The 13,677-nt window shown below is 51.8% G+C and carries 6 protein-coding genes; 5 read left to right on the top strand and 1 reads right to left on the bottom strand.

Going from position 1 to position 13,677, the window contains the following annotated elements; genetic code table 11:
• Nucleotides 1-80 precede the first annotated feature (80 nt).
• The 5 genes from KTH90_RS09590 to KTH90_RS09570 all read left to right on the top strand — a co-directional run bounded on the left by KTH90_RS09590 (nucleotide 81) and on the right by KTH90_RS09570 (nucleotide 12,754).
• Nucleotides 81-968: a carbohydrate ABC transporter permease gene (locus tag KTH90_RS09590; protein WP_158351157.1), complete on the top strand. Its 888-nt coding sequence runs from the start codon at nucleotides 81-83 to the stop codon at nucleotides 966-968.
• Nucleotides 968-1,807 carry a carbohydrate ABC transporter permease gene (locus tag KTH90_RS09585; RefSeq protein ID WP_158351156.1) on the top strand — a complete coding sequence of 280 codons (840 nt, stop codon included), beginning with the start codon at nucleotides 968-970 and terminating at the stop codon, nucleotides 1,805-1,807. The genes KTH90_RS09590 and KTH90_RS09585 overlap by 1 nt, the downstream gene beginning before the upstream one ends.
• Nucleotides 1,808-1,938: 131 nt before the next feature.
• A complete protein-coding gene (locus KTH90_RS09580; RefSeq protein WP_158351155.1) occupies nucleotides 1,939-4,755 on the top strand; it encodes an alpha-L-rhamnosidase-related protein in 2,817 nt (938 codons plus the stop codon).
• A 22-nt stretch (nucleotides 4,756-4,777) separates the two neighbouring features.
• Nucleotides 4,778-6,625 carry a glycoside hydrolase family 15 protein gene (locus tag KTH90_RS09575; protein ID WP_158351154.1) on the top strand — a complete coding sequence of 616 codons (1,848 nt, stop codon included), beginning with the start codon at nucleotides 4,778-4,780 and terminating at the stop codon, nucleotides 6,623-6,625.
• 72 nt (nucleotides 6,626-6,697) lie between these two features.
• Complete coding sequence (locus KTH90_RS09570; protein ID WP_158351153.1) at nucleotides 6,698-12,754, top strand: discoidin domain-containing protein; 6,057 nt, start codon at nucleotides 6,698-6,700, stop codon at nucleotides 12,752-12,754.
• Between the two features lie 160 nt (nucleotides 12,755-12,914).
• On the opposite strand, the gene KTH90_RS09565 is transcribed toward KTH90_RS09570, so the two are convergent.
• Nucleotides 12,915-13,667, bottom strand: coding sequence for an SDR family NAD(P)-dependent oxidoreductase (locus KTH90_RS09565; RefSeq protein ID WP_158351152.1), 753 nt, complete (start codon nucleotides 13,665-13,667; stop codon nucleotides 12,915-12,917).
• Nucleotides 13,668-13,677 lie beyond the last annotated feature (10 nt).

The raw sequence follows: 13,677 nt of genomic DNA, 5'->3' as shown, positions 1-13,677 counted from the left end.
GCCAGTCCGCAGGCCAGCCTGCTCCGGTCCTTTGCACAAAACTATCAGCGGAAGAACCGCATTACAAGGAGGAGATAAGTTTGTGGCTTAAAATGAAAAACAAGATCTCTCCATATCTTTTAGTGGCTCCTATACTTATCGTTTTTACTGGGATTATAATTATTCCCGCGATTGAAGGTTTTCGGATTTCATTAACTGATTGGGACGGCGTTTACTCGATTCCGAATTTTATCGGGTTTGATAATTATAAAAAGTTTTTGATGGATGATGGGTTTTATAAATCCCTTTGGGTTACACTTAGATTCGCCGTAGTTATTATCGTGGTCCAGAATGGGCTTTCTATTTTTCTGGCTATTATGCTCTCGAAGGACCGCGTGATTAACAGTATCGCACGTTCTGTGTTTTTTATCCCGACGCTTTTGACTATGATTGTGATTGGGCTTATATTTTCCTATATATTCAGCCCGACTTTTGGACCTATTAACCAGCTGGCTAAGAGTTTGGGGCTGGACGCTGTCGCTAATATAGACTGGTTCGGGAACGTTAATTTTGCATTTATTACGATTGTGGTTGCCTCGGTGTGGCAGGGGTTGGGTTACAGTATGATCATCTACATCGGGGGACTGAAGAATATTCCGTCTGATTACTATGAGAGCGCCTATATTGACGGCGTGACCCCTTGGAAAAAGTTTCGTTATATCACGTTTCCTCTGCTGGCACCGGCTGTTACGGTGAATATGCTGATGTCCGTGATTAACGGTTTGAAGATATTTGATATACCGTTCGCAATGACTCAGGGCGGCCCGGCGGATGCTACCAAGACTGTGGCCATTATGCTTTATAAGGACGCGTTTTATGGTCGCAGCGCCGGGTATGCGGCGGCGGAATCTTTTGTTCTGCTGATCCTGGTGTTTGTCATCTCTGCATTGCAGACCCGGTATTTCCGTTCGAAAGAGGTGAACTATTGATGACGAAAAGATGGAAGAACTTACATCCTGCCAATGTGATCGGGGCGGTTTTTCTGGTGATCCTCTTCATCCTGACGATCTATCCGCTTATCTTTACGGTAATGGTATCGTTTAAATCTACCGCGGATTTTACGTTGAATCCGGTGGGGTGGCCTAAGGAAATCCGGCTTATGAATTTCGTGGATGCCTGGAAGGGCGGTAATTTCAGCGTCTTGTTTGTAAATACGGTGGTGTATACGGTATTTACCGTTCTTTTTACGATTATTCTGGCTGCGCCTGCGGGATTCGCGCTGGCCAAGTTGCACCTGAAGGGTGAGAAGCTGATCTATAATTACCTGATGTTGGGGATGATCATACCGTTCCAGACCATTATGGTGCCGCTGATGAAGATCTGCCGTCAGCTTAAGATCTTTAATTATTCCGGGACGCTGATTGCAATTTTCACGGCTACCAGTATTATCCTGCCGGTGATGCTCTATACCAGTTTTTATAAGTCGGTGCCGGATGAGATCCTGGAGGCGGCGAAACTGGATGGCTGCGGTTTGCTGCGTATTTTCCAGTCGATCCTGTTCCCGCTGACGAAATCGGTGAACGCTACGGTGGCTATTTTCGTGGGGATGTACGCCTGGAGGGATTTCCTGATTCCGTCGCTGTTTGCTACGGACCCTAATTCCAGGACCCTGGTCGTGGGGATTTATAATTTTACCAGCTCTTTCTTTAACAACTGGCCGGTTATTTTCGCGGCGATCGTGATACAATCCCTGCCTCTGGTTATTCTGTTCCTGATCTTCCAGAAGGCGTTTGTGGACGGCGTGACGGCCGGAGCAGTGAAAGGCTGAGAACAGCGGATTCAAGATTATCCCGAATGTTTCAGATTATCAGTGTTAGGGCATATCGGGGAAGCTATGAAGGATCAGGAAGCTGTTAGTATCAAGAAAATGTTGTATATCAGAATAGTCAAGGAGGACTTATGGACTGGAGTGCGAAGTGGATTTGGCGTACGCAGAGCGGGTCAAAAAACCAGTGGGTCTGCTTCCGGAAGAAGTTTACGCTGCAGGAAGCGTTGGACCGCGCGCTGGTCCGCATTACGGCAGACTCGAGATATCAATTATACATAAACGGAGAACAGGTGGCTATGGGCCCGGCCAGAGGATGGCCGTTTGAACAGAGCTATGATGTATTGGAGGCCGGAGGATATCTGCATCCGGGGGAGAATGTAATCGCTGTGTCCGTTAATTTTTATGGAGAATCCACCTCCCAGTATGTTCATGGGAGAGGCGGACTGCTGTTCCAGATGGAAGGGTATCTGAAAGGAGAGGAAAGGCTTCGCCTGGGCTCTGACGGGACCTGGAAATGGACGGTGCATGAAGCTTATACAGGCGGCCTGTGCCGGATCAATGTGGCCCAGCCGTGGATGGAAGTTTACGATGCCGCCCGTTTTCCGGCTGACTGGACGGGAGCGGCATTTCCGGATGACTTGTGGACACGGGCAGAGGTTGTGGGGGAAGTGGGATGTGAACCCTGGATATCCCTGCAGGAGCGGAAGGTTCCGTTATTCGCCAGGAAAGAGCGCTATGCGTGGAATATTTTGAAATACGAAGAGGTGGAGAGTACGGGCTGTCATGCCTGCGTGAATGTCCGGGATAATTTTTTCCCGGGTTCCAGCGACAGCACGGATAAAGGATTCCTGGGCTATCTGGCGACCTGCATCGAGGCACCCTGCGATATGCGGGGGCAGATCAGTTTGGTTTGCAGAAAAAGTCCGGCAACACCGGAGCGTATGAAGCTGAATGGAGAAGAGATCCTTTTTACCGAAGAGGAAGATAAGAAAGACGTAATCCTGAGAAAGGGAAGCAACTTTCTGCTGATCGATATCAGTGGATATCACCAGCGTTTTAATATGAATTATTATTTTGAGTTTCCTTATCCTCTGAGCTTCCAGGCACCCTGCCGTGGGAAAGAAGATAGCCGGGAAAAAAGCGGATTCGTTACGGTAGGGCCGTTTCAGGCCGGGAATATACTGAATATTGCAGCCATCGACAAACCGCTGGATTTTGAGAATCCGGACTACCAGGCAGTCTGGGAGGTAGAGGATGTGAACGGGCTGCAGAAATTTGCAGAGGTACTGCAGGCGGTTATGGGGGATCATTGTATCACGAAGAACCCGCACATGCTCACCATGACCGACCGGGTACTTAAGAAACTTCCGATACCAGGAGATATGCGTTACATGGTGCTGCAAAGCCCCCAGCCGTTTGTTCTGGAGGCCTCGGAACAGGAGGTACGGATTACCATAGATTTTGGGGAAGAGTTATCCGGATTGTTCGGATTCGACCTGGATGCTCCGGAGGGCGTCATAATCGATGCGGACTTCGCGGAGTGCTATAATCAGCAGCAGTTTGAATTTTCCAAGGATATGAATTCCGGGTTCCGGTATTACACCAGAAAAGGAAGGCAGCGGTACGAATCACATCTGAGGCGGGGCTTCCGGTATGCGCTCCTGACCTTCCGGAACCTGACCGCGGACACGGCGGTATATGGCATACAGACCACAGAGCTGTCCTACCCGGAGCTTAAGCGGGGGAGCTTTACCTGTTCCGACTGGGAGCTGAATCAGATCTGGCAGATCTCCAGGCGAAGTGTGGAGCTGTGTATGGAGGACACATTCGTGGACTGCCCGGCTTTCGAGCAGGCCTGCTGGATCGGGGACGCCAGGATCGAGGCGCTGGTCAGCTACTATACGCACGGCGCATATGAGCTGACAAAAAACAGTATCGGTATGGTGGGAGGGTCGCTGCGCCAGTCGGAACTGCCGGATGCCCAGGTACCTACCGGCTGCAGCACCATGATTACGGCCTGGCTTCTCTTGTGGCTGCTTTCCTGTAAGGAATACTATGAGTACACCGGGGATATGAACGGGTTAGATGCCGTATACGACGATATGCTTCTCACGATCCGGCGGCTGGACCGCCACATGAATGAGGACGGATTGCTGGAAATAGACGGCTGGAATATGCTGGACTGGGCAGGAATGGATACGCCTGTCTCGGGGGTGGTAACCCACCAGAACGCTTTGCTTGTAAAGGTGCTGCGTGAGACGGGTGACATTGCGCGTATTCGGAAGGATGATAAGACCTGGGGGCTGCTTTCCAGGAAAGCGGAACGAATCCGCCAGGCCATGAACCGTATCTTGTGGGAGGATGACCGACAGGCGTTTATCGACTGCATCCACCGGGACAAAAGCAGATCCGGCGTGGTCAGTATACAGACAAATATCATGGCATACCTCTGCGGCTGCGTGGAAGAGGAGCGGGGAAGAATCCTGGCCGGCTATATCACAGACCCGCCTGCTGATTTTGTGCAGATTGGCAGCCCGTTTATGGCCTTCTTTTACTATGAAGCGCTGGAACGTACCGGGGCCTATAAAACGCTGATCAGGAGTATCAAAGACAGATGGGGGGAGATGCTTCGATATGGGGCGACCACCTGCTGGGAGACTTTTCCCGGTTTTGAGACGGACCGGCTGACCAGGAGCCATTGCCATGGATGGTCATCGGCCCCCGGTTTCTTCCTGCCCCGGACGATTCTGGGAGTGAAACCGCTGAAACCCGGTTTCCGAAAGATCATGATTGCGCCTGAGACCTGCGGCCTTACATGGGCGCGGGGAGAGGTACCCACGCCATTCGGCAGTATCCATGTGGAATGGGAGATACGGGATGGAAAGCTGCATCTGGATGCAGATGTCCCAGAAGAGATCACTTATGAGATTCAGCTGCCGGAAATATAAATCAAGAGCGGGGGAAATGAGGATGAATCAGGCATATTATCAAAACGACGGCAGTATTCACTGTATCGGTAATGGAATGCTGGCCGTATATGAGCAGGGACCGAATATCATACAGATCTTTGGCCCCCCCTACAGCTCGCCTTCCTATATGCAGTTCTCGCTGTGTGCCGAGGACGGATTGTTTGTGATATCCCAGAGAGAGCCGCAGACCGCGGTGTGGCATCACAAGCTGATCCTTCGCGGGAAGCAGATCGGTGAAATGATAGACTTTACCATTGAGGGCAGCCCTTGTTTTCTGAGGCTGGTGGAACTGCTGGAGCCGGTGGACCTGCGGATCGATATGGAAAAGAACTGGCAGGTCAGTATCAATGGAAAACGATTCGGGAGGCAGAAAGTCTGTGCAGGTTTTATGGCATACGCGGACGCGGGTATTTCGGTCTATGAGCACGTCCCTTATCCCAGCTGCCGGGATATCGTACATCAGGTGATGATGCGCGGAAATATTGCCATGGACGATAACCTGACGGTACATGCACAGCCGGGGCATAGTGTGATTTACTGCGTGGGAGGGGAAGACTATCCGGCCTGCGTCGAAAACGCGGAGTGGGTCCTGCACCAGAAGCCGGAGAAGCTGCTGGATAAAGTGCGTACCTGCTGGAGAGAGTTCAGCGCACGGAGAAAGGATTTCGAAAAGAAGCTGCCGCAGAACCTGCCTTTGCGGGAAAAAGTGTTAAGTGCGGTGGATGACGTATCCGTCCTTATTAAGACACAGCAGTCCCGGGAAGGGGGAATCCTGGCCGGACACAACTATCATCTGGCCTATGTGCGGGATCAATACGGTGCATCCCGGTGCCTGCTGAAGCTGGGATATAGAAAAGAAGCAAAAAAGATCCTGGAATATTATTTCAGGATTTTTGAAAAATACGGCAAAATACATAACGCGCAGACCATGGGAGATAGTCACCATTTTCACATCCATGAAAATGACAATGTGGAGATAACCGGCTATCTGATTATCCAGGCTTTTGATTACTACAATGCCAGCCAGGACAAGGATTTCCTGATCAGGATCATGCCCATGTTAGAATGGGCCTGGTTTGCCCAGGTCGAAGAGCTGAAGGAGAATATGCTCCCGTTCAACGGAGATGAGACCTATGTGGCGGGGGGGATTTTGCCGCGTACCGTCTTATGTGAAGGTTCGGCCGAGTCGACGCTTCTGTTCCTTACCGCAGGAGAACGGCTGCTTAAGTTCGTGGGAAAAGGCGGATTGTGGGGGAGCCCGATGCTCTATGCGCAGCAGGAGCTCTACCATATGGTAAAGACCCAGTATAAGGAGCGATTCTATAAAAACGGGGATCTGATCACCAACCGGCCGTTCGCCGATGAGAACGACCAGCAAAGATTCCTGCACGGTGTCTGCCAGAAATGCGGAAAATTTGGCTGGAACGAACTGGATATCAGCGGCTATTATCTGTGCCGGGACTGCTACGGCTCCCCTACAGAGGTGAAGCCTCTCCAACGGATCTACCGGATACCGTCCGTAAAGCTGACGCCGGTTTACCTGGGAAGCTCGATTTTTGGCCCTGGGGAAGAAAGACGGATGATTGAAGAATTTATCTGCTCCTACCCGGAGCAAGAGAGCCGGACCGTGGGCTATGATAAAGGAATGCTGCTGTACGCCCTGGGCAGACGAAATATGCCTCAGGCTGAAACAATATATAGGGAGGTGTTGGAGCAATTGGATTCCGTCGGCGGGTGGGCCGAATACTACTACGGCAGAAAGCCGGACGGCACGCGGTATCGTCCGTGGGAAAGCGGGATCAACCTGGAGGCAGTCCTGCAATATGCCGCAGGCTATACGGCAGACTGAGACACTTTATATGGGGAAGTAAATTTCATTTCCAATGGGAACGGAGATGAAAGCAAACGGAGGTATGAAACAGTGAGGAAGAAATATTTGACAAAAGGAATCACCCTGATCCTGGCGCTGGCCCTGACAGTTACGTCACAGCCGCTGCGTATGAACGCAAAGGCGGAAGAACCGGCTGCGAATTACGAGGAAGCGAATATTCCGGCAGCAGCGGTTACAGCGTCGTCCGCCAGGGACGGTCATGGACCGGAGCTGGTAATTGACGGGATACACAACGAGGCGGACAATAACTGGGTGCCGGAGCAGAAGCCGACGGCCTCTGCCAGCCAATGGCTGCAGCTGGATTTCGGGAAAACTGTAAAGGTGGGAGTCCTGGAGGCCGCAGTGACCGGGAACCAGGGCCCGAAGTCCTACGAGATCCAGGCCTCATCGGATGGACAAAACTTCGTAAAGGTTTTTGACAAGACGGTTGAGAGCAGCCGGACGATCTTTGCCCAGTGGAATGCGGTGGACGCCCGTTATCTGCGTCTGGTAATCAGGGATTCTTTTCAGGAGATCTGCGCGGTAAACGAACTGACTGCGTTTCCGGATATTCTGCCGCACCGTGTGGGGGTTTTGGCGGGATTTCCGGATATGGGGAATTTTGGCGATAAGGGTCTGGAGGCTCTGCACCGGCAGGGGCAGCAGATGGTGAACCTGTGTGTGAGCATATCCGATCCGGCGAGCCCTGGCATCAATATCCTGCCGGACCTGATTGACGACGGTAAATTCCCGGATGGGCTGACCAACGACGAGGTCATGGAATATGTCAGCAACCCGGACAATTATTCCTGGGAATATGCAGACTGGATCTTCGGGAAATTTATCGATGATGGTTTTGATATCTGGCTTGGTTTCCAGGGCTTTTCGGAGAGGGCGTTCCCGGAATTTTACACAGATATCGTGGATGAGGACGGCCGGGTGGTCAAACACAGGGATTTCTTTAATGATATCCAGAACCAGGCAGTGATTGAAATTGCGAAGCAGACCATGCTGCACTTCGACTCCAATCCGCATATCCGCGCATATTCCATCCTGGGCCCAGGCTGGTTCGGCGGTATTGAATTCTATTCCGGCTCGAACCCGGAACGGCTGGCGGTATACAGCGAGGGCGCGCAGAACAAATTCCGCTCCTGGCTTCAGGATAAATATAAGACGGTGGAACAGCTGAACAGCACCTGGAATACAAGCTACGGGGATTTTGACAGCGTAGTGGTTCCCAAGCCGGTACGGAACAACGCGCAGGCAGTGGATGACAGACCCGAGTGGGCGGATCTTATGATATGGAAGATCCAATACATGGATGACTTTATCAACCTGTATATGACCACCATGCGTTCCGTATCGGACAAGCCGATTCATGTGGAGATCGACGGCGGTTATCAGAGTGCCCCGATGGAGACCGGGGAGAGCATGGGTAAGATCGTCAGAGATTTCAGCAAGTATGATAATGTTATCGTCGGAAACAGTAATCTGGATGCGTCATACGGTCCGGCCCAGTTTTCGGCCACCGCTGATTTTTATCAGATGGATGGCGTAACGATGGACGATACCGGACAGCTGGATGAGAAAAAACAGCTGGATAACGGCTTCAACTTCTTAAGCCGCGGGATCGGAACCCTTGCCCACTGTTCGCTGGGAGCGGATTTCTCAGAGTACAGCAACGGCTCGTGGGATAAGGACGGCGAGTACAGCGGTACCGATGTCTACCACTATACAAAAAACAATGCGAAAAAAATACTGGCTATCGATCCGGAAGGGGCCGAGTCTGACGTGGTCGTGTTCAACCCCTGGTATGCGAATCTGTTCCGGCAGGGATACAACAAGAACAATCACAACTATGTGTTTGATTCCGAGCATGGGATCCAGTGGTACGGGGCGGCATTTGCCAACTGGGCCCACTATCTGAACTCGCCGGTGATCCTGGATGATTTTCCGGTACAGGACGGCGCCCTTGCGGGCAAAAAAGTGCTGATCGAGCCCAATATGGATGTGGCGCTCACCACCAATGAGGCGGAAACACAGATCAAGCAGTGGATAGAGGAAGGCGGAGCTTTCGCGGGATTTGGAAAAGACTGCTTTAATTACAGCTTTAACACCACCACCGGCAGGCTGGAGGGTGGAGATTCCGTAGAAGAGTGGATGATGGGGCTTTCCGGAGGCGCTCAGGTAACGAACTTTACCGGCAGTAAAGTGGAGGTTTCCAAGGACGCGCCGGAATGGCTGAAATCGGTGTCGAAAGGCGCCCAGGCCGGCTATGAGTGTGAGGACCCCGTACAGAAAAAGGCGTTCAGCCGGCTGACAGACGGCGCGGTACCGGTGCTTGTTGATGAGGCCGGCAACATCGTCATGTGTGAGTGGAAAGTGGGGGAAGGCAGCGTACTGTTCTGCACAGTTCCCATTGCCAACACCGAGATGTTCCAGGATGGCTTCATGAGTAAGATTCTGGCGGATTATGCGGATTCCAGAGGCATCACCCGGACCGTGACCTACGACCCTTTGAAATTCCATGTGGTGGATGCCGGCCTGGATCAGCTGTCCGGACGGCGTGTACTGGAGGTTTCCAGGAATGAGAATACGAAGGACAGCGATCTGCTCATTATTGAACAGGATGGCTCTCTGGACGGAAAAGAAGCGGTAATTGATCTGAACTGGAAGAAGGATGAACTGATTTATCATAAATTCGAGGAAGGAAAAGCCTTCGTCTATTCAGATTCCGCTTCCGGGGAAATATCCGGTTCCGCGGTCATTACCAGAGAAAATGGCAAGACGATCATTACCATGGATTTGGGATATGATTTCGCGGTAGAAAGCGTGATTCTGGACGCTGAGAATAAGGTTGAATCAATACAGTTTAAGGAAGGCGGGTTCGCGCCGGAATGGACGGTCAGCGGCAGTGCTTTTGGTAACGCTCCTGTTTCAGAGGATGGGGAATTAACTGCCTCTTCCCGGGCGGACAGCACAGGGGTCGGCAAGATCTCCAGTAAGCTGTTCACAATCGAGGATAATGTGCTCGGTTTCTACGGGACAGGATATGCAGGCGTTAAGCCTTCGAAGGGCGAAGAGGAACCGTCTCAAACGCCTGAGCCCACGCAGACACCTGAGCCTCCTCAGACAGAGGAGCCAATCGTCGTGGCGGATTTTGCAGACGGAGACTGGAGTGAGCTTGAGAGCGTGGATACCGCAGTGTTCGGTGACGTACCAGCTTCCGGAGCGAGTGATAAAGGATGGGATGGTTATTTTGCTACTTCCGGCGCCATAGACGAGAAGACGACCGGTTCACTGAGAACAAAAACGTTTATTATCGAGCGAAAGCAATTGACTTTCCTTGATATGGGATATTGCGGACCGGCATATGATCCTGATAAATGGACCGATTACGCGGCTGGCGGCGGCAATGTCTTCCGGCTGGTGGATGCGCAGACGGGTGATGTGCTTATAGAAGAGCAGCCTGTGAATGTGTTCGGAAGGGAAGGCGTGACTTTCGAGGATTTCCGGGAGCATGTCATGGATGTCAGCACTTATCAGGGCAGAGAAGTCTATTTTGAAATGTCGGATGCTATTGCCGGAGGGTTTGGATGGTTTGGAATGGCGAATCTGAGACAGACGGATCCGGATGCCGGCAGTGCCGATACCTCCCGCGGTTCGGCCAATGAAAATGTGACGGTAATCGCTGATTTCGAAGATGGGACCTGGAGCCAGACGGTAAATATTGACACAACCGTATTCGGCGATGCTCCATCCACTTCGGGAGTACCAAACGGTACCGGATACTACGCATACTCCGCTGCAGTCAGCGGTGAAAACAAAGGGACTCTGCGGACAAATAACTTTATCGTAGAACGGCCGTTCCTGACCTTTAAAGGCGCCGGGTGGAACGGTACTGCGTATTCGGCCGGAGATTGGCCCTATCAGCTGAACAATCGCTTTTACCTGAAGGACGCGGCAACAGATGAGATCCTGATTGAACAGGTACCCGAAAACAGACTGGGTGACAGTGATAAATTCATGACCTACAGCTGGGATGTCAACGAGTATGCCGGCCGTGAAGTTTACTTTGAGATGGTCGACGCAGTTGGCAAGGAAGAGGCGGCAGTGTATGGCGGCGGATTTGACTGGATTGCGGTAGACGATATCATACTGACCGGGGATAAATTTGACAGTGAACCGGAGGCCGGCGGTTATAATGCTTATTACCTGAAGGATGTGACCGGAAATATATTGCGGACTGCGTATCCATCCGACAGCGGAGATCAAAAGCTGGTGACCTGGGATGTGTCCGCCCTGAAAGGGCAGCAGGTGTATTTTGAGGCCGTGGATGGTATGGATTCCGCTGAGAATGGCTGGATTGGCTTCCATGAACTTTTTACCTATAATTATAAAGATGCGCCGGAGGACGACTACTGGTCCTTTGAATCCGGTACCTACGATGGCTGGGAGAGAAGCGGAAACGCATTCCCCGCCCAGGCCAACTCTTCGAAACTTGGAAGACCTATGGGAGACGATAACGGTGTCTACTGGGCGGACTCCAATGTGGGCGGAGAAGACAAGACCGGAACCCTGACATCAAAAGAATTTGTCATCGAGAAACCCTTCCTTTCCTTCCTGGCCTGCGGCTGGAACGGGCAGAACGGATGGGACCCGGCCAAAAACTACTATGAGCTGATTGGTGCGGATGGAACACAGCTGCGGATGGCCACCCCTCCCGGACAGAGTTCTCAGCCCCTGAACCAATTCATCCGGCAATACTGGGATGTATCGGAGCTGATGGGACAGACCGTGCGATTCCGGATGGTAGACGGAGACAGCGGAACCGGTTATGCATGGATGGCGCTGGACAGTATCCGTCAGGAATATAATTTTAACTTTGAGAACGGCACATTTGTTTCCTGGAATATGACCGGTGATGCCTTCGGCGCTGCGCCGGTAACGGCATCTCAGGACACGGACTGCACCGGTGCCAGAGGTGAGGGTTGGGCAGATTCCGCCGCTGGCGGAACGGACAAGACCGGTACGCTTACTTCGGAGCCGTTCGTAATGGAGAACGATACCATCAGCTTCCTGGCCGCCGGCTATGGCGTAAACGGGAATAACTACTTCAGGCTTCTGAATGAAGCGGGAGAAGAGATTGCCCGCGCTGTACCGCCTGAGGACGATAATTTTGTGATGCTTACAATGACAGCAGAAGGCTATCAGGGCAAGAACGTAATATTTGAGGCGGTAGATGGAAGCACGGAGCAAAAACAGGGATGGATCGCGCTGGATGACTTAAACTTCCGCTTCTTGTTCCCGGATACCGTAAGAGTTCTGATCTCTTCCGGAAATGACAACTGGACTGAGGCTGCTGCTCTGGATATGAGAGGAAAGACCCGCGCGGCCGCAGACCTTGCGGAAAACCTGGACACCCGCTATATCCGGTTTGAGCTCTCCAGGGAAGACGTGGATCTGAATTTCCTGAACCTGGTACAGATTAAGCAGAATAACGATGCACAGAAAGAAGACCTGACGGTAGCAGAAGGCATCGCAGACCTTGGGTCGATTAAGAGTTTTAAGACCATGACCGCCAATTTCGCAGGGGAAACGGCCAGGAACTTTACCGTTTCCGTATCAAAAGACGGAGAAGTATGGCGCAGAATTTATCAGGCCCTGGACGGCAGAGGGAGCAGCTACGATATTTCTACTTCAAAAGTAAATGGACGATACATCCGGTTTGAGGGTGATATCCGGGATCTACAGAGCGTGACGGTATATACAACACCCGCTACGGATACCGAACCGGATCCGGAACCTACTCCGGAACCCACTCCTACACCGATCGTATCGCCCGCGCCGAACCCCTCCGGGTCACCGGAACCTTCCGCTGCACCTGATCCTACCGGGGAACCTGTTCCTACACGTAAACCGGATCAGCCAAAGATTGAGGATAACCAGAAGCCTGATACGACACAGAGTAACGATTCGGATTCCAACGCCCATGCGCCGCAGACAGGCGATGAAGCTCCTGTGATACCATATGTACTTCTGCTGGTTGGAATGGCGGCCTTAGCGGCAGGCGGCATCGTTGTAAAGAAAAAACGTTCAAAGGCCTGAGATAGAATAATCTCATCTTCGTAACAAAAACGGACACAAAAAACGGACATGTCCCAAACTGAAACGGACATGTCCCAAACCGGAATGGACATGTCCCCCCTTAGTATTTGAAAAACCGCTCTCCATTTGTAAAATGGAGAGCGGTCCGTTAGTCAGTCAATCAGCGATCCTGTTTTGCCTCGCGGTTCCAGGAGGCCAGGCCTCCGTCTACGCTCAGAAGCTGCCCATTTACATAGGAAGCCTTATCAGAAGCCAGATACACCACTGCGTCGGCGATCTCTTCTGGTTTTCCCAGACGTCCCATGGGATTATTGGCTTTAAAAGTTTCCACCACTTCCGGCGGATTTCCGGTGAAGAACATCTCCGTCAGGGTAGCGCTGGGGCAGATGCCATTCACACGGATGCCCAGGCATCCGTAATCCATCGCCATATTCTTGGTCAGGCTGACTATAGCGGCTTTGGCCATGGAATAAGCCGTCATATTGTAGGCGCCGCCCAGTCCTGCCAGGGAAGCGATATTAACGATATTCCCGGATCTGCACTCCATCATCTCAGGCAGAAAGGCTTTACACAACAGAAATACCCCGCGCACATCCACCTGAAAAACCTTATCGAAGTCCTCAATACTTGTATTATGTACGGCACCGCCGATGAAGATCGCGGCGTTGTTCACCAGAACATCACAGCCGCCCAACGTTTTCTTCGCATATTCCGCCAGAGCTTGGGAGCCATCCTCTGAAGTACTGTCGCCATTCAGATAGAAGAGGCGGTCAGAATTCATTTCCTCCATTAATTTTTCTGCGGGTTCGGCGTGACGAGAGGTAAAAAGAACACGGTCGCCTTCTGCCAGAAACGCCTTTACCGTTGCTTTTCCGATCCCCTGGCTTCCGCCGGTTACTACTACATTCCTCATAATATTTCTC

The sequence above is a fragment of the Diplocloster modestus genome (assembly GCF_019042245.1).
Lineage (GTDB): Bacteria > Bacillota > Clostridia > Lachnospirales > Lachnospiraceae > Diplocloster > Diplocloster modestus.
The sequence above is the reverse complement of the archived record's forward strand: the minus strand, read 5'-3'. Positions and strand labels throughout refer to the sequence as shown.